This is a genomic window from Enterococcus sp. 3C7_DIV0644, assembly GCF_002141235.1.
GTDB classification, from domain to species: Bacteria; Bacillota; Bacilli; order Lactobacillales; family Enterococcaceae; genus Enterococcus_D; species Enterococcus_D entomosocium.
The window spans coordinates 2,074,734-2,099,216 of sequence record NZ_NGLK01000001.1 but is presented as its reverse complement, the minus strand read 5'-3'; the positions used below and the strand labels follow the sequence as shown (position 1 = coordinate 2,099,216).

General features: G+C 43.2%; 19 protein-coding genes. 4 read left to right on the top strand and 15 right to left on the bottom strand.

What is annotated here, in order from left to right; translation table 11 throughout:
• Positions 1–107: 107 nt before the first annotated feature.
• The 3 genes from A5877_RS09900 to A5877_RS09890 are packed head-to-tail and all read right to left on the bottom strand — an operon-like array spanning position 108 to position 3,238.
• A complete protein-coding gene (locus A5877_RS09900) occupies positions 108–626 on the bottom strand; it encodes a glycosyl-4,4'-diaponeurosporenoate acyltransferase (RefSeq protein WP_086298969.1) in 519 nt (172 codons plus the stop codon).
• Positions 627–632: 6 nt separating this feature from the next.
• Positions 633–1,739 carry a glycosyltransferase gene (locus tag A5877_RS09895; RefSeq protein WP_086316770.1) on the bottom strand — a complete coding sequence of 369 codons (1,107 nt, stop codon included), beginning with the start codon at positions 1,737–1,739 and terminating at the stop codon, positions 633–635.
• An 11-nt stretch (positions 1,740–1,750) separates the two neighbouring features.
• A complete protein-coding gene (locus tag A5877_RS09890; protein WP_086316769.1) occupies positions 1,751–3,238 on the bottom strand; it encodes an NAD(P)/FAD-dependent oxidoreductase in 1,488 nt (495 codons plus the stop codon).
• A gap of 552 nt (positions 3,239–3,790) precedes the next feature.
• Between A5877_RS09890 and A5877_RS09885 the strand changes: the two genes are divergently transcribed.
• A complete protein-coding gene (locus A5877_RS09885; RefSeq protein WP_005232663.1) occupies positions 3,791–4,168 on the top strand; it encodes a hypothetical protein in 378 nt (125 codons plus the stop codon).
• A gap of 232 nt (positions 4,169–4,400) precedes the next feature.
• Here A5877_RS09885 and A5877_RS09880 read toward each other — a convergent pair whose 3' ends face one another.
• The 3 genes from A5877_RS09880 to A5877_RS09870 form a co-directional block, all read right to left on the bottom strand.
• Positions 4,401–5,942, bottom strand: a complete 1,542-nt coding sequence (locus A5877_RS09880; RefSeq protein WP_005232664.1) for a helix-turn-helix domain-containing protein — start codon at positions 5,940–5,942, stop codon at positions 4,401–4,403.
• Positions 5,943–6,183: 241 nt separating this feature from the next.
• Positions 6,184–6,588 (bottom strand): hypothetical protein, encoded by a 405-nt coding sequence (locus tag A5877_RS09875; RefSeq protein WP_061053586.1) that lies wholly within the window; start codon positions 6,586–6,588, stop codon positions 6,184–6,186.
• Between the two features lie 496 nt (positions 6,589–7,084).
• Complete coding sequence (locus A5877_RS09870) at positions 7,085–8,602, bottom strand: peptidoglycan DD-metalloendopeptidase family protein (protein ID WP_086316768.1); 1,518 nt, start codon at positions 8,600–8,602, stop codon at positions 7,085–7,087.
• Positions 8,603–9,193: 591 nt separating this feature from the next.
• On the opposite strand from A5877_RS09870, the gene A5877_RS09865 reads away from it, so the two are divergent.
• Complete coding sequence (locus A5877_RS09865) at positions 9,194–10,687, top strand: helix-turn-helix domain-containing protein (RefSeq protein WP_086316767.1); 1,494 nt, start codon at positions 9,194–9,196, stop codon at positions 10,685–10,687.
• 183 nt (positions 10,688–10,870) lie between these two features.
• Here the strand turns inward: A5877_RS09865 and A5877_RS09860 are convergent, their stop codons facing one another.
• The 5 genes from A5877_RS09860 to A5877_RS09840 all read right to left on the bottom strand — a co-directional run bounded on the left by A5877_RS09860 (position 10,871) and on the right by A5877_RS09840 (position 16,484).
• Positions 10,871–11,134 carry a hypothetical protein gene (locus tag A5877_RS09860; protein WP_005232670.1) on the bottom strand — a complete coding sequence of 88 codons (264 nt, stop codon included), beginning with the start codon at positions 11,132–11,134 and terminating at the stop codon, positions 10,871–10,873.
• A 16-nt stretch (positions 11,135–11,150) separates the two neighbouring features.
• Positions 11,151–12,581 carry a catalase gene (locus tag A5877_RS09855; RefSeq protein ID WP_077453060.1) on the bottom strand — a complete coding sequence of 477 codons (1,431 nt, stop codon included), beginning with the start codon at positions 12,579–12,581 and terminating at the stop codon, positions 11,151–11,153.
• A gap of 302 nt (positions 12,582–12,883) precedes the next feature.
• Positions 12,884–13,600 carry an acetolactate decarboxylase gene (budA, locus tag A5877_RS09850; protein WP_005232672.1) on the bottom strand — a complete coding sequence of 239 codons (717 nt, stop codon included), beginning with the start codon at positions 13,598–13,600 and terminating at the stop codon, positions 12,884–12,886.
• Positions 13,601–13,618: 18 nt separating this feature from the next.
• A complete protein-coding gene (alsS, locus tag A5877_RS09845) occupies positions 13,619–15,271 on the bottom strand; it encodes an acetolactate synthase AlsS (protein WP_086316766.1) in 1,653 nt (550 codons plus the stop codon).
• Positions 15,272–15,524: 253 nt separating this feature from the next.
• Positions 15,525–16,484, bottom strand: a complete 960-nt coding sequence (locus tag A5877_RS09840; protein ID WP_086316765.1) for an alpha/beta hydrolase — start codon at positions 16,482–16,484, stop codon at positions 15,525–15,527.
• Between the two features lie 218 nt (positions 16,485–16,702).
• On the opposite strand from A5877_RS09840, the gene A5877_RS09835 reads away from it, so the two are divergent.
• A complete protein-coding gene (locus tag A5877_RS09835; protein ID WP_086316764.1) occupies positions 16,703–17,632 on the top strand; it encodes a PAS domain-containing methyl-accepting chemotaxis protein in 930 nt (309 codons plus the stop codon).
• A gap of 89 nt (positions 17,633–17,721) precedes the next feature.
• Here A5877_RS09835 and A5877_RS09830 read toward each other — a convergent pair whose 3' ends face one another.
• The 4 genes from A5877_RS09830 to A5877_RS09815 all read right to left on the bottom strand — a co-directional run bounded on the left by A5877_RS09830 (position 17,722) and on the right by A5877_RS09815 (position 22,863).
• The gene (locus A5877_RS09830; protein ID WP_176273448.1) at positions 17,722–18,474 is read right to left on the bottom strand and encodes a hypothetical protein; all 753 of its coding nucleotides are present in this window, start codon (positions 18,472–18,474) and stop codon (positions 17,722–17,724) included.
• Between the two features lie 4 nt (positions 18,475–18,478).
• On the bottom strand, positions 18,479–19,861 hold the full coding sequence (locus tag A5877_RS09825) for a hypothetical protein (RefSeq protein WP_086316763.1): 1,383 nt from the start codon (positions 19,859–19,861) through the stop codon (positions 18,479–18,481).
• 268 nt (positions 19,862–20,129) lie between these two features.
• Positions 20,130–21,512, bottom strand: coding sequence for a hypothetical protein (locus A5877_RS09820; RefSeq protein ID WP_086316762.1), 1,383 nt, complete (start codon positions 21,510–21,512; stop codon positions 20,130–20,132).
• Between the two features lie 49 nt (positions 21,513–21,561).
• Positions 21,562–22,863 (bottom strand): hypothetical protein, encoded by a 1,302-nt coding sequence (locus A5877_RS09815; protein ID WP_086316761.1) that lies wholly within the window; start codon positions 22,861–22,863, stop codon positions 21,562–21,564.
• A gap of 412 nt (positions 22,864–23,275) precedes the next feature.
• Between A5877_RS09815 and A5877_RS09810 the strand changes: the two genes are divergently transcribed.
• Positions 23,276–24,412, top strand: a complete 1,137-nt coding sequence (locus A5877_RS09810) for a serine protease (protein ID WP_086316759.1) — start codon at positions 23,276–23,278, stop codon at positions 24,410–24,412.
• Positions 24,413–24,483: the final 71 nt, after the last annotated feature.

The window sequence follows — 24,483 nt, the reverse complement described above, 5'->3', positions numbered from 1 at the left end:
ATTAACACCAATTTTTTAAAAAGGATCGAAGGCAGTTATCCTCCGATCCTTTTGATTTCCCGTTTGCCTATTTTTCGGCGAATCTTAAAAGCAACGCCTACATGAACCTAGACCGTCGCCTTCTGCTTGACTTGCAGGGCACTTTTTTTCAGCAAGACTCGCTCCAAACGGGGGCGATTATAGCGTTGGATCATGATGAATGGGCAGTTTGCCAATAACGCATAGGCGATCATCACCCAGCCCGCCCACGTAGGATTCCAGAGGAAAAAGAACGGTGCTGGAACAATCAGCAGCCAATGGGTCAGCTCTGCTCGGCGTGTTTCGATGACGAATTTTTCCAGATAGTCCTTTTGTTGCTGAGCCAAGCGAGATTTGTCAAAGCTTTTTTTGGCAATCACAGTGCCGTCGGGCAATTTGTCTTTCCACTGACGAATACGAAATACCTCCGCCCAGATTCTGCCGCCTTTTTCAAAGGCAAAAGAACGGAACCAGTTGGCATGACGTTCAAAAAAAGCATCACTGACTTTGCGCAAGCCAAACGAGATGCCTAGATGAAACAGCAGCCAAGCCAAGCTGTCTGTAATGAGCAAGAGCAGTGGAGATAAGGTGATCAGCGGCATGTGCATCGCCTCCTATAAATTGATTTTTCGTCCTTTCCAGGTCACGGATTTCAACAAATGGGTTTGGATCCATGACCAACCAAATAAGCCTAGGAAAAAAAGAAAGTAACATGGGAAAAAAAGCAGCAAGACTCGGTTGAAGTTGCCGACACGGCGAGCAAAGCACAGAGTTTGTCCAAAATAAGCAGCATAAAAAAGCAGTCCTAGCCAAAGCGGTTCCATCAGAAACGGTGCCGCCAGTACCCCAATGCCGCCGCTGATCCACAAGATGACACCCGCCATGATCAAAGGGTGAGTGAATTGCGAAGCAGTGGTAAAGTCCTTCGTCCAGCCTTGAACAAGTTGACGAACACCAGCTGGATACATCCGAAAGGCCAACAGGTCTTTTCCACCATACAAGGTGATCGGCAAGCGTTTTTTCTTAAAGCGTCTCGCTAATGCTAGATCATCTAAGATTCCTTGTGGCATGTCCTGATGCCCATTGGCTTGAAGGTACGCTGTTTTGCTGCACAAGATACACGGACCAAAGGCGCCGCCGGCTGAGAGTTTTTCGCCTACGATAGAGAAACGGTTCAACCCGACAGGTAAGATGACATTAAAGACGGCAGATAGTTGTTCATACAGGCGCTTCGTTTGATGATAGGGCTGCACCGAGAGCAGGCCTTGTCCCGATCGCTCCTCATACGCAGCGAAAAGGCGCTCTAAGCCATCTTCTGCTAGAAAGAAGGTATCGGCATCCAAAAATAATAGATACTTGCCCACCGCTTGTGAGGCGCCTAACCAGCAAGCCGCCGCTTTCCCAGCAGAATCAGCAGCGGTTTGCAAGACCGTCGCACCGAAGCGCTTGGCACAGGCGATCGTCTCGTCTTCCGATCCGTCATCAACCACCAAAATCTCCACAGGATAAAGGGTTTGCTGCTGCAAGGATGCCAACAATTGCGGCAAATTTTCTGCTTCATTGCGGGCGGGGATGATGATCGACAATTCTGCCCTCTCCTTCAAGTCTTTGGATGCGGCTGTCTCCTTGCGGGTGGGTATCGTCGGCAGGCGGAAAAAAATCAGCCAGCCTGCCAGCCAAGCAGCGCAAATACCAGCGAGCAGCAGGTACACAGTCATCATCCTTTCTTGTCTTAGTGTTCTCTTTTGGTGATCATCTCACTGACTTGCTGGCCACTAAGGGTAACCATCGGCATGCCGGCACCGGGATTGACCGTACCGCCAACGAAGTATAGATTTTCGTAGCGTTCGCTGTGTTTCGGGTGTTTAAAGCCATGATTTTTCTTGCGATTAGAGACCGTGCCGTAGATGGCGCCGCGATGTGACAAATAATTCTTTTGGATGTCTTCGGGTGTCCAACGGTCTTCATACACGATGTGCTTGCGTAGATCCGTTAAGCCCATGTTTTCCAGCTTGATCAAGATCCGTTCACGAAAGGCATCGTATTCCGCTTCCGTAAAGGGTTTATCCTGCAAATAAGGGATATGAGGCAAGATTTTGATGTTCTCATGCCCTGCCACTGTTTGCGACGGATCGGTTTTGTTGGCATTGACCAAATAGATCGTTGGGTCTTCCGGCAGCTGATGCTGATGGAAATTTTGATCAAAGTTTTCTTTTGAGGCATTGGAAAAGAAAAAGTTGTGGTGCGCCAGTTGCGGATAGGAGGTTTTGACCCCTAAGTGCAAGACAAAGCCAGAACTTGCTGGTTCAAATTTTTCTTCCAGTTTTTGAGTAAAGGCCGGCGCTTCTTCTAACAGCTCTTCATATGCCGGGATCACTTCCATATTGGAAACAAAATAGTCCGCTTCGATCAACGTACCATCATCCAAACGAGCGGCACGGATTTGTTCTTGTTCAACGATCAATTTTTCCACTTTATGTCCCGTATGGAAGGTCACACCGATCTCTTTTGCTAAGCGAACGATGCCTTCGGCTAACCGATGCATCCCGCCTGGCACGTACCAGACACCTTGGGCATGCTGCATGTAGATCATCATGTTCAAGACGGCTGGGGCGTCATAAGGAGACGAGCCGACATACTTGATAAAATAGCTCAGCATGTCTTGCAGCTGCGGATTGCTGATACGTTTTTGAATGGCATCATGCATGGAAGAGAAATAATCAAAGCCTTTCAGCGCTTTGATCACGCCGTGATACTTCAAGATTTCTTTCGTGGTATCTAAGCCTTTCTCGAAATAGCCTTTTTCCGTGATATCATAAATCTTTTGCGCATAGTCCAAAAAGTCTTGGTACTCTGCCATGTCTTTTTCCGACAAGTGGGGGTTTTCCTTTGCCATGCGGGCAAGATCGCCATAGAGATCGATCTTGGTGCCGTCAGGAAAAAAGGAGCGCCATTCCAATGGCAATCGGCGAATCGCAACATAATCCGCCATATCGCGATTGCTGCCAGTAAATAATTTTTCGAAAATCTGCGGCATCGTCAAAATCGAAGGACCTAAGTCAAAGCCGAAGCCGTTTGTTTCCAGTCGGTTCAATTTGCCACCTAAATGGTGATTTTTTTCATATAATGATACATCAAAGCCATTTTGGGCTAATGAGACCGCCGCTGATAGACCACCAAGTCCGCCGCCGATCACTACAACTGTTTTTTTCTCATTCATTGAGTTGCTCCTCGTTTGCTTTAATAAACGTCCCTATTTAGCCAATTCTTTTCACCGAAACAGACGGTTGCGTCTCACTGCAACTGCGTGTCTTCGCACTATTTTGGCATTGGCCACTTGAATCAAAGGATCGTTTTTCTAGATAATTCTATAGTATCACACCTTTGAAAAAATGACGGGGATGAGCCTACCGGTCAACTGATGCTGTTTTTTCTCAACCATGATTTCAGCGAATGAAAAAACAACCTGCTGGAAAAGAAAGGAAACCCAGTCATTTCGCTCATTCCGAAAATATTCTTTTTATAACAACAATTATCAGAATAGTTGAACATTTTTGACGTTAATACCAGCGAAAACAAATCTTCGTATGGTTACGAAAAAACGCGTTTGAGCCAATTTGGAATATCCTGTACATTGAATGTAGCGAAAGTCCTTCCCCCAATCATTAAAAAAAACAAAAGGGCCTTCTCAGTAAGACATTGCTTAACAGTGACTCTTTTTGATAATGACACGTATTGTCACTTTTTCCTAACACTTATAAGGAGTATTGATATGAACTTAAAAACGATCCAATCAGCCGAAGAATATGTAAACTTTTTTGACGTAGAATTTATCCACTCTCCCTGTTCTTATACACACCCAAAAATCTTTAATTTTTATCTCTCTTTGCGCCAACGATTCTTGGCGATCTATGAACAAGATGAGGGTACTTTTTTCGAAAAAATGTCGTTGCTCTTAGATATCGACGCACAGCTGCAAATACTAAAAGAACTTTATGTTTTAAAAATTTCTTCTCTAAACGAGTATACGGAAGAAGAGATCATTCAGCTGACGGTCAAAGACAAAACCTGTTTCTATCGGGAATTGACCGGTCTTCAGCTAAACCAAAAGGCGCCTTGGAGTTTGATTTACTTAAGTGAAGCCCAATGATTTCGCCCACATTGATCGATTGAATTGAAAACCGCTGGTTCCAAAGGCTTGCATCCGTACCTGATGCATTCCCCACTTCCCCTTCCCACACTCCTGCACAGCTGCGGAGAGTCAAGCCATTAAAAAAGAAAGCATCTTTCCTTCTCACTGTCTAAGCAGTGAAGGAAAAATGCTTTCTTTTCATGTAAAAGGCCCTTTCTAGCAACTCTTTAGGTCAAAACAGAATGGGAAACTAGAAGAGGTCTTTTAGGGCAAATTGGCGGGTGACGTTAGGATTGATCCGTTCAAGCAGCCGATTCCAGTCAGAAGAAGAAGGGATCGTTTTGAAGACGATACATTCAACGATATCTCGAAATTCGGTCGCATGCTCGGCATAGTTCGTCACTAGCAGATCAATGGTATTTTGTTCTAAATATTGAGCATTGACTTCCCCTGAGTCAGGATAAAAGACTTGATGGGATCGGCTAAAATAGCGGTTGGACCAGCCCTCAATGTACTGAACGATATTGTTATTTCCTTCGAAGATAAAGGCGATATTTTTTCGGGGAAACCAATGACGTTCTCGAACAGATTCAATAAAAATCACTAAGTTTGCACAAAAATCCGTCAGATACTCCACAGAATAAAGGGTGTGGTACTCGCAACTACTTTCTAAAAACTCTCGGTAAGCAGCAAACTCCTTAGAAAAAGTTTTCTTAATAAACGCATTCACATCATAAATATTACGATTGGCCGAAGTGGATAAGCACTCCTTCAATTTGGCAGAAGTAAAAAAGGATTCGATCAGAATCTGATCTTCTTTAGGCTTTTTCGACGATACATTCAACATCTGATAAAACTCGTTGGTCAACGTGCGAATCTCGGTCCAATGATTATAAGAAAGACAAAACTTTTGTTCGACGATCACATTTTGCAGTTTTTTCTTTGTGATAATACTAACAAACAAAAAGATAAGTTCATCGTTCGTCAATCGACATTGAAAGTACTTTTCAATAATGCCATTGATTCGCTGAAAGTGCATCAGCTGAATACTGTGTCGCAAGGCGTGGTACAATTCGTCGTTGATTTGCACAGTTTTGCCTTGCATAAATCGCTCAAGCGAAATATAGAGTAGATACGTATATTGTGAAAACGAAACAGTGTGATAACTATTTTTGTCAAACATCCTGCCGATTTCCGTTACTGCCTGTTGGACCGCAGCTGGCGGAAAGACAGTATGGGGTGTGCTATCCGTTTCATAGAAAAAGGTACAGAAGAAATTGCGGATATCTGCTTCTTGTCCAACGATATTCAGGGGATCTAGTGCTAGTTGGAGATCAAAGCGTGCCAGTTGTTCATGAATGCGCTGCAAGTATTTTGATAAGGTACTCTTGGATAAAAACAAGCAGTCCGCCCACTCATCGATCGTCTTTAACTCTCCAATAAAAATATTTTCCAATAAAATAAAGAGCGGTTCATTCGCTAAAAGCGAGGCTTTTTTCTTTTCATACTGTGAATAATCAAATAGTTCAAACGAATAGCCTTGATTGGTGGAAGTGATCAGGATCAACCCACAGAAATAATCATTAATCTGACTGATGTCTTTGCCAATCGTCCTTGTGGTACTACTTGTTACTTCAGCCAAATGGCTGGCACTGCAAATTTCATTTTTTTCAAATTCACTTAGAATCTGCAGCCATCGGACGGTCGATTTGCTTGTGACAAAACTCAATTGAAAATTTTTCAAACATAAGCTCCTTACTAAGAATTTCTTTTTTGCGGCTAATTTACGCATGAAAGGCGCCTAAGCAGTCTCATTATATCGGTTTTCATCCTACATAAAAAATCGGTTTTTTCATAGACTGATGAAAAAAAGCGTTGTGTCCAGACTACTGTCTTATAACAATTATTTTATCGGCTATTAAAAATAGTGCAAGGATTTCGCTTTTACTTTCATCAGATTCTGCTTAAGGAATAAGAAAATTCTTTGTATTATTTGCTTCATTTTGAAAAAAAACTGCTATGTTGAAAATCACCTATGTTTTCTTTATTTGTCTAAATGTGTCTGTCATGATGTTTAAAAGCTGTTCATATTGCGTTTCTTGACTTACTTTTTTCATCTGCACATTAAAGTCCTGTTCAATAAATTGTTTGGGTATCAACTGATCCATTTCTATTTTTGAAAGCCTCTCGGTACATTCCGCTAACAGTTGGTAATCCTTTACGAGTGTTTGCGGCAGCTTGTATGTTTGTGTAAAAAAGGAATAGCTCGCATTCTTTTGAATCGTTAGTGCCACCTGCTTTTGAATCAAATAGTGTAATTTTTCTAATTGCTTATCTGTGACGGATCGTTCACCGTTTTGTTCAAATAATTGACAGTAATAGTCTAAAAATTCGCTATTGGCCATCACTGCCTCAAAATCCGTTTTATTTATTCTCATAAAATGTTCCCCTCTTTTTTTATTTTATGCGTCACTGTGCAAAACATTCTTTTCGTTTAACAGAAAAAAAGAGCAGCTCATTTATCTCTTCTACTTTTTTATGGTTAATCATTTCTTGTTAGTTCTTTTCAACGATCAATACTGATTAGAAAAAAAGGAGTAGACTTATAATTGATGCACTTCCTGATTATTCGCTCCCCTACTTCGTTAGCAAGTTTTTATTCGTAGGGGTAACAACTGTAACGATTTTGCTTCTCCGCTCATCATCAATAGCATTCGAACCTACCATTTGTGCTGCTGGTTGACCGATCTGCTCACGCCAGTTTATGGATTAGCAACTGTTACGGTTATGTGAAAATTATAAAGAATCTATGCACGATTTTTTTAAACATTTTTTCGGTTTTCATGAAAAAAAAATTAAAATCGTTGCTCCCAAAAAATTGCTGGAAAAAGACAAAAAAAGAAAGTATCCACGATACTCTCTTTTCGGCAATCCTTATTTTGTTAAAAAAGCGATTGGATCGACCAATTGCTCTTGGCTCAAACTAGGCGATGCACTGACTTCAAAGTGCAGATGTGTTCCTGTGCTATTGCCCGTACTACCCATGAGCGCAATCGTTTCTCCTTGTTTCACTTGTTGGCCCACCCTCACAAGGTTCTGTTGATTATGGGCATAGAGCGTCGTCATCCCGTCGTCATGAAGAATTGCTACATAATTCCCCCAAGAAGGATGAACCTCTGAACGGATGACCGTTCCAGATTGACTCGCCATGATGGGTGTCCCAAACGCTGCGGCAAAGTCAACACCTCGATGAAAGCTTCCCCAACGTGGACCAAAGGTAGAAGTGACAACGGCTTTTTCAACAGGAAAAAGATACGTCTCACTTGCGGTCACATCGGGTTTTTTCTGATCATAACGGGTCAACGCATAGGCTTCGATCAATGCGGTCAGCTTTTGATCATACGCGGTATCAGTGGCATACCGACCAGTCAAATAATGGGCAGCTTCTTGATAAGAAGCCGCTTCTGATTTCCATACACCTTTATAAAAATCAGACTGCTGTCCGACCCCTTCTTTCAACAAACGAGCATAGTCCATCAATGACTCTTTGTACCCAGTATATTGGCGGAACGTTGCCGTGATTGTGTAGTGATTTCCCGAACCATCATCTTCTTGTGTCCGAAAGGCAACACCCTGTCCGTGATAGGTTCCTTTGATACCAAAGAGATTGAAGTACGGCGCCTGACTCAGTCTGCTTTGCCCGCCACCTGATTCTAAAATAGCCTGTGCAATCATGACAGAAGCGTACAAATCATTTTTCAAGCCAATTTCCCGAGCATCTTCGCCGATTTCTTGGATAAAATCCCACACTTCTTTTACTGGTGTGACCGTCCAGCTCGTTTCGCTACCTTGCTGCGTTATAGGATCGGATTGACTTGGCCCGCTTGGTGCTTGGGTACTTGGTGGCATGATCGGAGACACAGCCGCCGGTGTTTCTTGACTTGCTCCCCTATTTTCTTCTGGTGTCGGTTGCGTTTCTACAGGTTTTGACGGTTGGGGCTTCTCTGGCTGCGTCTCAGGTTTGGGCGCTTCAGGCTGTGTTGGTTTTTCTGGTTTCGGTGCTGGGGTTGGTTCTTCTGGCTGAGAAGGCTCTGGCTTACTCGGTAGCTCTGGCTCTGGTTTCGGCTCTGGTTTCGGTTCAGGCGTCGGTTGGGGATCTGGGGTTGGTTCTTCGGTTTGCTCTGTTCCCTCCGGCGCTGTCTCAGATCCTTCTGGTACACTTTCTACAGGTGCCGATCCTTGCTCCGAATCGGACACTTGTCCTTCCCCTGCTGGAGCAGTTTCTTCAACCGTCCCTGCTGTGCTGCTACTGTCACTTTCTTGTGCAGCTGTTTCTGATGTTTGGGCAACGATCGTACCTTCCGATGCAACAACCGCAGCTGAAACTGGCACACCAGCTAAAAGTTGTCCGCAAACCAAAAGAAGCGCTACCCCTTTTTGCGAATGCTTCATAGGCGATTTCCTTTCTCTCCTTTTTTCACTTAACAACCTCTATCAAAAAAACATGTTGTCATCCAAATAGTAAATAAATATCAATTCTCTTTTATTATACTACGCTTCGTTTTTTCGACTCAAGCAAATGACTCCCGTGCTTGTCAAAGAGAACGAGTTGTTGGAAGAATGGGTCTACTGGTAAAGGATCACGTTTTGCATCCAATTCGTTATCGAGTCTGGGTTGCAGCTTTTACTTTCTGTTGCCTAAGATCCTCTGGCGTCATCAGAAAAAAACACAGTTGTTCAAATGGGCAACTGCCAGTTGAACAACTGTGTTTTTATCGTCTTTTCTTACTTCATTAGCTTTTTATCTAGCGTTTGGAGCCTTTCTATTAGCGTTTCGTTTTCTCAAGTTTATGTATGATTTTTGGCAATTGGTTTCTCAGGTCCTTGCTATACTTACCGTGAACGATTGATATTCCCGGAAATGTTCTGCTGGTAGTCAGAGCCTTCAAGGCACTGTGGCAAGAACGCCTAACAGTTGAACGTTTCATTATCTGTGTAAATGATTATGCTATAATTATTTAAACTTATTTTTCGGAGGCTGACATGAAAATATTTCAATTAAAATTCATGCGAAATCGCACGTTGATTCGCTGGCTGCAATTGTTGAATGAATTTGAGAAAAGTCCCTCCCGTACACTGGGAGAACTCGCTGAAGTGACCGAGAGCAGTACGCGTACGTTGATTACTGACATTGCTAGCTTGCGAGAGTATTTTAAAGGGGCTATGGCGATCCATACAGCAAAAATCGGGTATCTTTTTGAAGAAATCGATCATGATAGGTATCGAAAGCAAAAGCAAGAACTGATAAAAGATGAACCGATTTTCCAGATTTTAGAAAGTATTTTTTATGATGAGCAGCAAACCCTCTTTGATTGGAGCTTAACGCTTAATATTTCTGAACAAGCGCTGATCAGCTACTTCCGTAAAATACAGCCATTTTTATCCCCTTTCGGTTTAAAAATCAAAACGGATCCCGTCTCTTTGGCAGGTTCGGAGATCGATATACGAAAATTTTTCTGTCTTTTTTACTACGAGTCTGACATTAATGTCCACACGTTATTTCCCTCGATCCATGTACAAGATGCAGTGATGGAAATCACTGACCTTTTGGAAACGAAGGCCTTACAGAGCTCTTCGTTTTCTTATTTTGCGTATATCCTTTATATTAGCGTGGAGCGCAGCAAACGCGGTTTACTTGCTGCCCCCTCTCCAGAACTAAGCGAGTTAGTTAAAAAAAATGGTTTACTTTCAAATTATGAGGACCTTAAAAAGATTATCCAGCGTTATTTTACCTTTGAGTTTCCTCAAGAAGAAGCAATCTATCTTTTGACTTGCATCATTTGTCGTCGCAAACTCAACACCGATCTAGAAACAAGCAAAGTGTTTTGTCTTAACTATAACCACTGGCCCGCGATCAAACAAATCACTGCTGATTTCTATGCCCAAAATCGCGGCAACAGCTTTGATGAACAAAAAGATTTGCTTTGGTTAGAGTCATTCTTCACTATTTTCAAGCTTCGTGAGTTGTTATCGCCAACGATGAACGTCAACATCGATGATTTGAATGCTTTCGTCAAAGAAAAATTTGCGGCTGAATATAAAAGAAATCGCCAGTTTTTGCTCTCACATCCTCTTGTGAAAACACTCTATTCTTTCGACCATTTGGATGATTTTTGTGCAAGTCTCACCTTCCACATGGAAGCCATCATTGAAGAGAATTGGGGCACACGGAGAACTATAGCTGTTATTTTTGAAGGTAACGAGTATGTTTGTGAGTACGCCGAAAGTATTATCCGAAAATATCTTGGCGTTTATCATGAAATGTACTACCCTGATTCAAACGAACTCTCCCACGAGTATTTAAAAGAAAAAAACATTAATTTTCTCATTACTAACTACTCCGAATACGCCACTGAATACTTACTGGATGTTGAAAGTGTCTTATTAAAATCAATACCCGACGCTGCCGATTGGAATTATCTTTTGAATCGAATCAATCCGAGAATTTTGCGGTTGGTCGTTCTTGATAATACGTAGTAATTCCAATCATTCACGCCGCTTCTCCAAAGAAAGAGAATTGATATTTCCTTGTCGCCTTTAAACGAACGCCTGACTAATCCTCCCATATAAAGCTGTTCTTTTTTAGTGGAAGCAGCTTTATATGGGACTTTTCCAATGAATCAAGTACGCTTTTTCCTTCTACGCCGCTACTATCAGCAATCATTGCTCTTTGGATTGATCTGCACTTAAAAATGTCCGTTTCGTAAAAGCCAGTGCGCCTACGAGGGTCATGAGTACGATGATTGGATGAGAAGATGCAGACAAGATCCCCAAAATCGCCGTCAACAGCGTGCCCGTATAACTCAAACCGACTGCCCATTGCTGAAGCCTTGAAAGCTCTCGCAGCTGCCCTTTAAAGGCCACCCCCAGCATCATTGCTCCGACAAAAGATAAAAGACCAAAAACTACATGTAAAAGTAACATTCTTTTTCCTCCTTTCTTAAATGTTCACATCGATCGCTTCAGCGATTCGTCTGCCGTATTCTGGGTCCGCACGGTAAAAATGCAAGACCTGCCGTTCTTTGATCTGTTGATTTTGAACCTGTCCCAAACTTCCCGCAATCGTTTGAATTAAACGTGTTCGTTCTTCTTCTGAGAGCAAACGATAAAAATCACCTGCTTGGCTATAATAGTCTTCATCGTAAGCAAAGGAACCGATCTCTCCTTCTAACGAATAGTGGATGCCCTTGGCATGCGGGTTTTCTTTGATGCCATCGAAACTGTTCGGTTCATAATTGATCCCTGAAGAATTCGTTTTGGTATTCATGAAACCATCCTGTTGGTGATTATGGACGGGCGCTTTTGGCGCATTGATCGGCAACTGGCTGCTATTGGGTCCAACTCGATAACGATGCGCATCACCGTAAGCAAACAGCCGACCTTGCAATAGTTTGTCCGGAGAAAAATCAATCCCTGGAACGATATTGCCCGGTGAAAAAGTGACTTGCTCGACTTCGTTGAAATAGTTCTCTGGATTGCGATTCAAAGTCATTCGTCCCACTTCAATGAGCGGATAGTCTTTTTGTGAGACTGTTTTGGTCACATCAAAAAGATTGACGGCAGCTGACCAACCTTCTTCAAAGGGAATGATTTGAACATAGAGTGTCCAAGAAGGATACTCCTTTGCCTCAATCGCTTTATATAGATCTTCAATATGATAATCAGGATTGCTTCCCGCAAGTTCTGCTGCGAGTGCCGCACTCATGTTCATAATGCCTTGATCCGTCCGAAAATGATATTTCACCCAAAAGCGTTCTCCCTCTGCGTTGAGCCAAGCGAATGTATGGCTCCCATACCCATGCATATGACGAAAGGTTGCCGGTAAGCCCCGATCCCCCATCAACAGGCTGACTTGATGGAGGGATTCCGGTGAATGAGACCAAAAATCCCATACCGCCTCTGGATTTTTCAAGTGCGTTCGCGGGTCTCTTTTTTGGGTATGGATAAAATCAGGAAACTTCAACGGATCACGAATAAAGAAAATCGGGGTATTATTGCCCACGAGATCATAATTCCCCGCTTCCGTGTAAAATTTAACCGCAAACCCCCGAGGATCGCGCAACGTATCCGCAGACCCTAGTTCTCCGGCAACCGTTGAAAAGCGAATAAACATCTCCGTTTCTTTCCCGATGGCTGAAAGAAACGCCGCTTTCGTGTACATCGTTACGTCGTTTGTTACTCGGAAGACCCCATGAGCCCCCGCACCTTTCGCATGAACGACCCGTTCGGGAATCCGCTCACGATTAAAATGTGCCAGTTTTTCTAGCAAATGGACATCTTGAATCAACACTGGGCCACGGCGCCCCGCTGTCAAAGAATTCTGGTTATCCGCTACACTGGCTCCTTGCGCAGTCGTCAACTTTTTTTTCATATCTTTCCTCTTTTCTCTATAAAATCAGTCAAGTGCAATTACTCTCAACAAAATACTTCTAATTAGTACAAAAATTATCATTATTCTTAAAATATATCAATTTATTTGCTCTAAAATAAGAATTAATTTAGATTTTTGACAATTTCCCAACTTTTCTATCGAAGCATCCAGGTTTTGCAGCAAGCCTCATGAATAGAAGGAAGCACAAAAAAGCAGTGAAGCGTTGGCTTCACTGCTGCTTTGCGTTCAATTCGATCCGAGACCACTCTACTGGCGATCAATTATTTTTTGCTGCTTGCTGCTTATTCGGCAGCTTCAATATCCTTGGCGATTTTTGCGACATCGATCTCCCGCTGCAAGTAGTCTTGGTTGTCGATAGGAAAATGCTGACGAAATTCGGCTAGTTCCATCAATTCGACTTCACCAGCTGCCACTTCAAAGTCTAAGACATGACCAGCAAATGTGCGATCATCACTAATAAAATGCAAATGGAAACCGGCGGCCGCAGCACCGTGGAACAACAACGGGGTAAAGAACCCGACGATCGTTCCGCTGATATCTTCTGCTTGAAATTCCGGCTGATGCTGGATGATCTCAATGAATTTTGGGTACGGTTTTTCTTGCTTTGGGGCAACGCGGACGTGCATCTTGGTAAATACCCCATGGATCTTGACAGCGGAAAACAAATTCGGGCTGACTTCTGTCAGGACGTGGTTTTTCACTTCTTCATCGGTCATTTCTTGGCTGACTTGCAGGTGCTTCGCCGCAGAAAAATCAACGACTGCCGCATAGGGGGTTCCTTCATTTCCTTGGAGCACTTGTACCTTGCCCGACTCGTCTACATGGTAGATTTCACCATCTAAAATAATCACTTCACCATTGGAACCAGCCAAAGTACCGATCCCAAAATTGCCATATTCAAGCATTTTTCCGATTTGCTCCGTGCCATCCATTAAATCCTGCATCAACCCACCTAGGGTGCCATGCTGATATAAATAACTTTTGTTTTTCACTTTCATCTTGCTGCTCCTTTGGTCTTAATAAAATTGATCAGGTAGGATCGTTTTGCCAAGATCGGCATTGTCTGAATAATCCACAGGGATATCAATGATCACTGGACCATCCGTTGCAAAGCCTTCTTCGATGGCTGCCATCAATTCTTGTTTGGTGGTTGCCCGTAAGCCTTTGGCACCAAACGCTTCGGCATATTTCACGAAATCAACGGGTCCAAAATCAACCCCAGAAGCACGATCATATTTCATTTCTTCTTGGAATTTCACCATATTGTAGGTACCGTCATTCCAAATCAAGTGAATGATGTTTTGTTTCAAACGGACGGCTGTTTCTAACTCTTGGGCAGAAAACAAGAAGCCACCATCGCCAGATACAGAGATCACTTGAGTATTTGGTCGCACGAGCGCTGCCGCGATCGCCCATGGCAAAGCGACCCCTAAAGTCTGCATGCCATTACTAAAGAGCAGATGCCGTGGCTCATAACTGCGGAAATGACGGGCCATCCAAATGTAGTGGCTGCCGACATCCACCGTCACCGTCATGTCATCGGTCACTTCTTGTTGCAAAGCATCAATGATTTCCAGGGGATGCAAGGTATTGTTGCTGCCTTCGACATCCGCTGGTTTTTCATTGAGTTTGGTTTGCAGCGTCGTTAAATAGTTTTGAGCGTCTTCGGTCAAGTGATACTGATCGATGGCTTTTGATAGTTGTTCAATAATTTTCGCGATACTGCCCATCAGTTCAACTTCTGGCTGCATAAATGGATCGATCTCCATCGGTACTTCATCGATGACGATCACGCGGGCATCTTTTTCCGCATTCCAGTTGCGAGCTTCGTATTCGATCGGGTCGTACCCCACAGCGATCACTAAGTCGCTGCGTTTCAACAGCATATCACCAGGCTGATTGCGGAACAAGCCGACGCGGCCAAAGAAATGCTCTTCTAATTCACGAGAAATGATCCCGGCGCCTTGGAAGGTCTCTACGACAGGCAACCCAGTTTTTGCAACTAACTGACGAATCGCTTGTGTTTCTTTCACGCCTGAAGCCCGCATCCCTAAGAGTAGGACAGGCAGTTTGGCTTCTTTGATCCGATCGACGAGTGCCTGGATATCTTCTGCATCGGCACTGCCTAATTTAGGCGAAGATAGAGGTTTGATCGCTGCCCCTTGAACGGTTCCATCTGTCACATCTTGAGGAATGGATAAAAAGCTCGCCCCTTTTTTCGCTGTTTTTGCGATGCGAAAGGCGTTGGCAATACTTTCAGAAAGGGTTTCAGGATCTTGGACTTCACTGCTGAATTTCGTGATCGGCGCAAACAATGCCGCATTATTCATGCTTTGGTGGGTCAATTTTGAAAGGTCAGAACGCTTCACTTGGCCTGCTAGTGCCAGGACGGGATCACCTTCGGCAGTTGCCGTGACCAACCCAGTCGCTAAATTACTGGCTCCTGGTCCACTTGTCGCAATGACGACTCCTGGCTCTCCTGTCAGGCGACCGATTGCTTGTGCCATAAATGCCGCGTTTTGTTCATGTCGCGCCAAAATCAACTCTGGTCCCCGATCACTCAACACATCAAATACGCCATCGATTTTTGCACCGGGAATCCCAAAGATATAAGGCACCCGATGATTTTCTAAACTTTCAACAATGATTTCTGATCCTTTTGCACTCACTGTATTACCTCTTTTCGAAAACTGTATTAATCACAATACATATAATAGCACTTTATATTTATTTATCAACGAAAAACACTTATTAATATCTGTACTATAAAAACGTAGTTTTTTAGAGAGCGTTTGCATCTGCTTCAGACTGCAGGTGTATGTCTTTCCATTTTTCCGACAAAAAAAGGAGTGGATCGCTCCACCCCATAAATCCTTTACTGTATCAGAACACCTCTAAAAAGAAGCTTCTTTTGTCGGTTTTTTATTCTGCTGGGACATTTTTTTCCGTCAGCCAACCGACAGCCAGTGTCATGGCCGCTCGTGCAGCTTGGGTCTGATCCATCGCATTGACCATCACAAAATCATGGATGATTCCTTGCAGACGTGCTTGGGTAACTTCCACGCCAGCTGCTCGTAAATGCTGCGCATAGGCTTCCCCTTCATCCCGCAAGACATCTGCTTCCCCTGTAATGATCAACGCTGGTGGCAGATCGGCTAACTCCTCTTTGGTCGCTCGTAAAGGAGAAGCGGTAATTTGATTCCGCTGTGTTTCATCCGTCGTGTATTGATCCCAGAACCATTGCATCCCTTCTTTGGTCAGAAAATAATTTTCGCCGAATGCTTCATACGAAGGCGTATCAAAGCGGGCATCTGTCACAGGATAGAACAATAATTGCTGTGCGATCGGAATGCCGCCACGGGCTTTCGTCAACAAGGTCATAACGGTCGCCATGTTCCCACCTACGGAATCACCAGCCACGGTCAAACGGCTAAGGTCTAAGCCTTTGACATCGACAAATCCCGGTAATTGCTGCAAGACCGCATAATTTTGTTCGATCGCCGTTGGGTATTTTGCTTCTGGTGAACGACTATATTCAGGAAAAATGACGATCGAGTTGGTTCGTACCGCCAATTCACGGATCAATTTATCATGAGTCGCGGCACTGCCGAAGACCCAACCCGCGCCATGGAGATAATAAATAACAGGGAGAATCGCATGATTTCCTTCGGGACGAACAAAACGAACATTGATGGGCCCCCATTCGCCTGTATCAACGGTCTGATCTTCTATCTCAACCGCCAATTTATTGACGGGTGACTCTTGGACTTGTTCCAATAGTGCGCGCCCTTCTTCTGGCGGTAATTCGTAGATCCGTGGGTGCGGTGCATTTGCCTCACTAAATTCAACGGCTGCTTTTTCCAACGAAATTCTATCTGTCATACGATTCTCTCCTTTTGTTTGAAAACGTTCGTGTTGAACTTAAGGGTACCACCAAGTCATTCTGATGCAAAGAATCTTGCTTCCTTCTGTTTCCAGGCATTTTGTTCGACAAAAAAGTTGGTTTTTGCACTCTTAACTGCCTTGCCTTCATCACCGATAACTGTAAGACACTCGCTGTGTAAACTTCCCAAAAAACTGAAAGGCGTAGGTAAGTACGTATGAAATTCACATTAGATGAAACACAAAATAATCGTCTGCTCGCTGCTATTTTTCAAGAACTCGCTGTCATAGTCTTTGATCCGCAAAAAGAAGTTGTTTTCGCCAATGCCAACATGACTGATATCCTAGGGTATAGCCAAGAAGAAATCATTGGCTTGCCGCATCGGACCTTTTGTTTTGACCATTATGCTGCCAGTACGGATTACCAAGCTTTCTGGAATCAACTGCTGTACTCAAAGCAACGATTTCAAGACAAAATCATCCGGAAAAACAAACAAGGAGAAAAACTGATTTTAGAAGGGATCTACTTCCCCGTCCTCGATGAGCAGCAAGAAGTCGTCAACGTCGTCAAAATCGCTTTTGACATTACTCAAAGAGAACAAGCCTTAGCGGTCACTATCAAAAAAGTGCAAGAAAGTGCGGCTTCCCTGACACGACTTTCTGCCAACGGGCATCAGCAAGTCGATCATTTGTCAGAGAACTTGGCGCAAGTCAAACGGCTGTCTGATCAAAATCAAGCAACGACCCATGCCTTAGAAATGGATAGCCAACAGGTGACAGCGGTGCTGCATGACATCGACCGCATTGCACAACAAACCAAACTGCTATCCTTCAACGCTTCCATCGAAACAGCACGGATCGGCGAACAGGCAGCTGGCTTTCGGGTAGTTGCCGATGAAATGCAAAAATTAGCTGAACAGACCAAGCAGTTGACCCAAACCATTGCCGCAACCATGCAAGCCATCAACCAGCAAGCCTTAGTCGTGTTAGATAGTGCCGATTCGACGACCATGAAAATCAGTGATTCGCAAAAAAGCCTCGCTGCCGTTTTGCATTCTTACGACACGCTGCGAACGACTGCCAGTCTTTTAAACGATGAAGCCGAGTATTTAACAGAGACCAACAATGCTGAGTTGGAAACCACATGAAGTGAAAGAGAGCGCCGCTGTTTGCGACGCTCTCTTTGTTTTTTTGACCAATAAATTGATTCCCTATTTGATTTCATCGATACTCAGCACTAGCCAGTCTCCCACTCTTGCAACAACTGCTGTAATTCTTGCAAAAATGATTGGGTCGCAAAGCCCAATGCTTGAAGAGGAACACGATATTCCTGTTGAATCACCAAAAAGCTACTAAACATTTTATGCTGGACCTCAAAACCGAGGTTTTTCCAAACACTCCAGGAAAAACTGACTATTCGTTTTTCTTTCTTTTCGTACGTGCACAAATACACTCGTTCAACGCCAAAAAGCAGTCCCGCATTCGCTTTCTTGCCAGTCATCTTTGACGTTAGCAACGCAAGAGGGGTCTCCGTTTCAGGCACTTGAAAACTAGCGAGGACTTGTCTTTGCCATTGCCTTGGTAGCACTTGTCTTTCTCCAGAAAAATAGAACAAATAATTTTGTTTTTGTAAAAAGGCAGTCAAACGATATTGTCGCTGGTTGCGCTGAAGGATGGGCGCCCTTTGAATCGGAGACGCCTGGTTTCCTGACGTTGGTTTTGGCTGCTCTTGTCCAACGAAAACGCCGGCTGTTGGTGCATTTTCCCTAAGAGCAGCAGACGACAAACTGATTTTCTTCAAGAGAGCAGCCAGCTGGGTCAGCGCAAGCTGTTTGTACGTCAGGGGACTGGACTGGGCAATTTTGGCGTGGTCAAAGGGCAATTTGATGACCATTTTGCCGCGGCAATACAGACAGACTGCCGTGCCGACACCCCAGTTTACTTCTAGTTCCCCTAAACAATGGGGACATTGAATGGGAATGATATCCATGAGATCATCCTTTCGTTTTGATGCATCGATCAGAGCTATTCGTTGTAAAAATACGGATCGCATTCCAGCTGACAAATCCCGATAGTAGAATATAAATAACCATGTAAATATTAACAGTCCATGCAAATGTGCAGAGAAAAATTACTACGACTAATTCATAGGCCATATTTTCAAGGTACCCATAAAAAACTTTCTTTGTAGTCAATTTTCTTCTTCTCACTTCAAATTCCATTTTTATTTTATCCAAATCAGCTTGTGGATAGGTTAATGCTTGATACAGCTCTTTTTTTAACTGTCCATGATCTAAAAAGAAGGACACCTTTTGGGCAAGACAAAAGAATCCAACTATAACCCAAAAAATAAAGAACAAAATTGAGGAGCTAATTAGACTGAATGTGACAACAGGTAATGCAGGACCGTCAAAGAAACTAGCAATAAACAAATCTATGAAAAAACCCACTAAGAAAAAAGAATAACTAGAATGCCAAAATACTTTCCGCGCTTTAGATAAATTTTCACTTATCTCCATTAGTTGCAAGGATTTTGGAAGTCCTGTCGTAAAAATTTGACTGTCATCGGTACCATTAACCGTAAAAGAATAGCTGGTATTTTTATACCTGAATTCGCCAATATAATAAGGGAAGTAAATTTTTTCAGTATCACAGTTTTTTGGGAAAACATTCAGTTGAATCTCACTTGACTGATCTTCTCCAATAACATACTCTTTCGCTTTTTCTTCGAGTGCTCGATGTAATTGTTTATCAGACAATGCTTTTTCTCTTGAAATGTCAAAAGGCAACACTTCGATGTTTCCCTCTTGAAGCGTAGCAAACTGCACCATATTCGTATAATAAGAACCCTTTTTATTAATATAAAGGGGCAGATTGCTGTTAATACTATAGTTGGATCTTTTTTCTGTTCCAGTAGGATAAGTGCTTTTAAAAATTGTTGAATTGCCACTACTATGTAAAGTAGTAGTGGCATCGAGGCGACCACTTTTCGACTGATACTCTTCAACATTCAATGAACTCTTAACTTGGACATCATAGGCGATATGGAAGTAATACATCGGGATAAACACTTGTTTCAAAGAAGTAATTTCCATATCAAAAAAGACATCTTCTGGGACTGTTTCTTCCCAAATCAGCATTTTTTTTACTATTTCTTCGCAATGTCTTTTATCAAAGGTAAAGGGATAAAATCCTTCTTTCACCATCCCTTGAAATAATGGTAATTCGTCAATCATAGGTTCTTTTTTTTGTGGTGCTTTTTGCTCTGAATTAATTAGTAATTCATTTCGACAATACTGACAGACAGCCTTTCTTGATTCCCAGTCAACTTCTAAGCGCCCCAAACAGCTGGGACATTGGATTTGAGTGATTTTCATTTCTTCTCCTTTTGTGAATGCTAATTTTCTGATCAAAAAACCTTTAATTTCAAATGAGGGGAATATTGTGCTTGTTATTTTCAGAGAAACACTGAAGAAAGTTGATTATTATCAAGCGGTTCCTCGCTTATATCAAACTAGACTATGCTTCCTTTACGTGCTATGTGTCAACCTTTTGAGCGGATGCCAAGCACTATTTTTTATAGATCTAAAACCACAAATACAAAACTACTCTTTCTCACTTTATATCGAAGTAATTTCTTTTGGTTCATCTCGTTTCGATACAGGTATCGGAGCTATCCGTGGTAAAGATACGGATCGTATTCCAGCTGACAAACGCCAGCAGCACTAGAAACGATAAGCCATAAAAACTGAAATACCAAGTCAGGATTGCTAAAAAAAGGATCAAGGCAAATTCATACGCCATGTTTTCTAGACTGCTGTAAAATACTGTCTGTCGGGCGAGTTTCTTCCTCCGCGTCTCAAAAGCTTTCTTCGCTGCAGCCGTTGATGCATCCGACTGACTCAATGCCTGGGAAAGTTCTGCTTTGAATTTGCCGTACTCTGAGAAAAACTTGACCTCTGGTACGAGCAAGAAGTACCAAGTCGCAAGACAAGCAAGCAGCAAAATGACCGCTGAAGCGAGCAGACTAAAGGCAACAGCCGGTAATAAAAAGCCATCAAATAGAAAACTCGAAGCAATTCCAGAAAATAATCCGACAAAAAAGAAGGTATAGCAGAATTGCCAAAGGACACTACTGGTCTTCGAAAAACTTTTCTTCACTTGCACCAGCTGTTCACATTCAGGAAGCTGGGTTGGAAAGAGACGTTCAGCATCGGTGCCATCAGCCACGAAAGAATAGGTTTGGTTTCCGTATTTGAATTCGCCAATGTAATAAGGAAAATACAGTTTTTCCGTATCACATTGTTTCGGAAAAAGAGTCAGTTGAACCTCATTGGCAACATCTGCTCCCACCAAATGGTCTTTGGCTTTTGCTTCAAAGACTTCCATTAGATGGGTATCAGAGAGTGCCGCTTCTCTGGAAATATCAAAGGGCAGCACCTGAGCGCCTTGGCTAAGTGCCGAAAACTGCTGCATATCCGTGCAATAGGCGGCTCCTTTTTTAAGATGCAGCGGCAGCTTACCATTGATACTGTAATCCGCTTCTTTTTGGGTATCTGTAGGGAAATATTCATTGAAAATTGTTGTGTTCCCGCTGTTATGTAAAGAAATGTCGGCAGTAATGCGCCCACTCCCCCTCTGCTGTTCCTCGTGGACATAGCTCCCTCTCACTTGCGCATCATAAGCAATTTGAAAATAATACATCGGGATAAATACACGTTTCAGATGAACCATCTCTAGCTCAAAAAAGATACTTTCCGAGATGGTCTCTTGCCAGGCTAGTTTATTTTTCAACGCCGCTTCACATGCCTTTTCATCATAGGCAAACGGATAAAACCCTTCTTTGACGGTCCCTTGAATGCGTGGCAACTCTTTAAGCGAGACGACTTGGTTTGTTTGTTCCTGGTTTTTTTGTTCCGGTTTGATCAACAGCTCATTTAAACAATACTGACAGACTGCTTTTCCTGAGTCCCAATCAACTTCTAGACGTCCCAGACAGCTGGGACATTGGATTTGGGTGATTTTCATTTTTTCTCCTTTTTTATGAATCGTTTTTTCTTTTCAACAAGATGGTTTATCAAAGAAACCGAAGAATGTTCCAAATAAGGGTAACGACCACGACCACATAAGCGAGCGTATCGTGCCATTCATAAAATTTCCTCATTCTTGCAAGATGCTTTCCACGCTTCTCGTAGTTTGCTAAAAAAGCTGTCCCAGTTTTCTTACCTAATAATTCTCTTTGGCACTCATCTCTAAATTTTTGGACTGTTTTGAGGTACTGTTCTTTTAGAAAGTGCAACACTATCCCCGATACTACCCAATAAACTGCAGTTGACAGGGAACTCATGACAATCCCCCCTATGACAGCCCTAAATACTCTTCCTAGAGGGATCCATTCAGAAATGAATAGCGCCAAGATCATCAGGATCACACCTAACGTAAAAAAGAGTACGGAGGACCAGCCAAAAACCTTACGAGCTTTTGAAAAATTCGCAACCGTTTGTAAGGTTTCTTGGCACTGTGGGATAATCGGCAGCTTCATTCGGTCAGGATCTTTGCCGTCGATCGCAAATTCAAAGGATTGCTCTTGGTACTTGAAGGTGCCCATATACAGGGGAAAGTAGAGCTTTTCTGTAGCACAGCTGATCAGGGAAAGATCTAGGTGCAGCTCTTTTAGATGATCGGCAGATTTTTTCTTCTGGATCACCGCATTCGCATGGGCTCTCAATTCCGCTTGTTTTTCAGAACCAAAGAGCGCCTGCTCTTGCTCAATATCAAAGGGAAAAGCATGAATAGCATGTGCTGAGACTAGCTGTTGAAATTCCTTTTGGTCGGTACTAAAGTGCGGTTTTCTTTTCATTTCATCATTGACCTCGAAGCTCTGAGGAATTTCTTGCTCGATCACCTCCGAACTGCCGCATTGATAGAGTATAACCGTCTCATCTGGATGGTCGCCTCGCTTCTTTTCCCACGTGGTCGTATGCGAGCCGTCCCAAGCAATGGAATGGGTATCGTAGCCAAAGGCCCCCTCCCAGTGCATCGTATAGGTCACCTGAAATTCATAAATCGGAATAAAATATCGTTTTACCTCGCTGACTTCAAGATGAACGATAATGTCCTCAGGAACTGATTCCTGTTGGATCAGCCATTTTTTCAAGGCATTTGCTACCTCGTCTTCATTAAAGGCAAACGAATAAAACCCTTCTTTGACTTTTTGAAAAACTACGGGAGCCTGTTCATTCGAAGCTTCTTGCGTTTGTTTTGGCGGCGACTGTAGGACTGACTTAGTTAAGCAATACTGGCAGACTGCTTTTCCTGTCTCCCAGTCAACGGTTAACTGACCCAAGCAGCTGGGACATTGGATTTGTGTGATTTTCATTGCTACTCCTTTTGCACATACTGATTTTCTTATCAATGAAGTGGCTTAGTTGCACATGAGGGGGAATGTCTTTTTTATGGTGTTATTTGGGGAAAGCCGCTTTTTTGCAGGTATTTGCTCGATTTCATCCGTTTGTTCAAAGCGTCTTTTTCTAGTAATGAAGTAAATACGTGTATTAGGACCAAGAGCTGTTTAGCAAAAAAAGCAAATACAAACGAAAAACAACTCTTTCTACATCATTTTATAATAAAAATTTCCGTAAATCTATTTATTATTGATAAAAATCTATTGGTTTGCTAGTTGAACTCCCTCCATACGTTCAGCAACCCTTGCTAGCCGGTTATTAATGGCGGATAAGTTAGGAAAAATGTTATAATTAAATTATTCACAAGAAAGGAAATGGAAAAAAAGTATGGGGATATTTATTTTTGTTGTTGGTTTTTTGACAATGGTTGTAAGCGGAATCTTTTTTGTTCTTAGTTTGATCAAGAAAAAGTCGCTTCGCAACAAAATCGTTATTTTTATGGGTGGTTTTCTCTTGTTGATTGGCGGAGCACTAATGACTCCAGCAGCAACACCGGAGCTTCACGTAGATGAAGCAGAACTGGTTACCAACGAACAAGGCGAAGCGGCGATTACGGGTCAAACCAACCCAGAAGCGCAACTGACGATCAACGGGGTGGAGGTTTCGCTGGCGGACGAAACATTTTCTTACACCGTGCAACTTGAAGATGAAGAGGAACAGGAATTTACCCTCCAAGCCTCAATGGGTGGAAACACCAAAGAAGAAGTCGTCACCGTCAAACCTTCTCGCGCATTTCTAGCGAGTTTGCAAGCTGAAAAACAAGAACAAGCAGCACTGGAAAAAGCCGAGACGGCACTGGCGCTTGCCGAAACCCAGCCAAACCAAAAGAATTACGACGAAGCCGTGACGCTGATTCATGCTTTGAGTAAAACCTACGAAGATTTCGCTACCCGGCTAACCGTGGTGGAAGAACATCTTGCCATCGGCAAAGCCCTCGATACTGCTGAAGCTTCCCTTGAGCGCAGTGATTTCGATCAGGCAAAAGAATTAGTCGCACAAGCGGTGTTGAACAAGGAAACGTTTGAAAGTCGGTTATCCACTGTAGAAACCAAGATTTCTGAGAAAGAAGCAGAAGCCCTCGTTGCAGAAGCTGTCCAAGCGGTGGAAGCGGTAGAGGCGGAGCCGACAAAAGATGCCCTTGCTCGTGCAGAAGATGCTGTCGCTCGTCTCAAGACCCCCGATGAGGAATTAGCTACTCGAACGAAAACAGTGGCGCGAACGATCACTGCCAACGAACAAGCAGCCGCACAAGCTAAGGCGGAGGAAGAATGGCAGGCAGCCGCCGCTGTGCCAGAACAAAGCCAGCCAGCCGCTGCTAGCAATCAAGCCCAAACGTCGGTCCTCGTTACACCAACAGGTTCGAAATATCATACGAGAAAATGCGGCAACGGTACCTACACGCCTGCAACTTTAGCAGAAGCGCAAAGTCGCGGACTTACTCCTTGCGCAAAATGTTTTCCGTAATAGTCACTAATATTTTGCAACGAAAAAAACAAACCTCATTTTTGTCTAAGGTTTGTCTGCAGTCTAAAGCG

What these genes read in the sequence shown, in the direction of transcription:
- A5877_RS09820 (WP_086316762.1), bottom strand. Translation starts at nt 21,512, where the DNA reads ATGAAAATCACCCAAATCCAATGTCCCAGCTGTCTGGGACGTCTAGAA.
- A5877_RS09860 (WP_005232670.1), bottom strand. Translation starts at nt 11,134, where the DNA reads ATGTTACTTTTACATGTAGTTTTTGGTCTTTTATCTTTTGTCGGAGCA.
- A5877_RS09815 (WP_086316761.1), bottom strand. Translation starts at nt 22,863, where the DNA reads ATGAAAATCACACAAATCCAATGTCCCAGCTGCTTGGGTCAGTTAACC.
- A5877_RS09900 (WP_086298969.1), bottom strand. Translation starts at nt 626, where the DNA reads ATGCACATGCCGCTGATCACCTTATCTCCACTGCTCTTGCTCATTACA.
- A5877_RS09890 (WP_086316769.1), bottom strand. Translation starts at nt 3,238, where the DNA reads ATGAATGAGAAAAAAACAGTTGTAGTGATCGGCGGCGGACTTGGTGGT.
- A5877_RS09855 (WP_077453060.1), bottom strand. Translation starts at nt 12,581, where the DNA reads ATGAAAAAAAAGTTGACGACTGCGCAAGGAGCCAGTGTAGCGGATAAC.
- A5877_RS09810 (WP_086316759.1), top strand. Translation starts at nt 23,276, where the DNA reads ATGGGGATATTTATTTTTGTTGTTGGTTTTTTGACAATGGTTGTAAGC.
- A5877_RS09885 (WP_005232663.1), top strand. Translation starts at nt 3,791, where the DNA reads ATGAACTTAAAAACGATCCAATCAGCCGAAGAATATGTAAACTTTTTT.
- A5877_RS09880 (WP_005232664.1), bottom strand. Translation starts at nt 5,942, where the DNA reads ATGCGTAAATTAGCCGCAAAAAAGAAATTCTTAGTAAGGAGCTTATGT.
- A5877_RS09830 (WP_176273448.1), bottom strand. Translation starts at nt 18,474, where the DNA reads ATGGATATCATTCCCATTCAATGTCCCCATTGTTTAGGGGAACTAGAA.
- budA (WP_005232672.1), bottom strand. Translation starts at nt 13,600, where the DNA reads ATGAAAGTGAAAAACAAAAGTTATTTATATCAGCATGGCACCCTAGGT.
- A5877_RS09875 (WP_061053586.1), bottom strand. Translation starts at nt 6,588, where the DNA reads ATGAGAATAAATAAAACGGATTTTGAGGCAGTGATGGCCAATAGCGAA.
- A5877_RS09825 (WP_086316763.1), bottom strand. Translation starts at nt 19,861, where the DNA reads ATGAAAATCACTCAAATCCAATGTCCCAGCTGTTTGGGGCGCTTAGAA.
- A5877_RS09895 (WP_086316770.1), bottom strand. Translation starts at nt 1,739, where the DNA reads ATGATGACTGTGTACCTGCTGCTCGCTGGTATTTGCGCTGCTTGGCTG.
- A5877_RS09835 (WP_086316764.1), top strand. Translation starts at nt 16,703, where the DNA reads ATGAAATTCACATTAGATGAAACACAAAATAATCGTCTGCTCGCTGCT.
- A5877_RS09865 (WP_086316767.1), top strand. Translation starts at nt 9,194, where the DNA reads ATGAAAATATTTCAATTAAAATTCATGCGAAATCGCACGTTGATTCGC.
- A5877_RS09870 (WP_086316768.1), bottom strand. Translation starts at nt 8,602, where the DNA reads ATGAAGCATTCGCAAAAAGGGGTAGCGCTTCTTTTGGTTTGCGGACAA.
- A5877_RS09840 (WP_086316765.1), bottom strand. Translation starts at nt 16,484, where the DNA reads ATGACAGATAGAATTTCGTTGGAAAAAGCAGCCGTTGAATTTAGTGAG.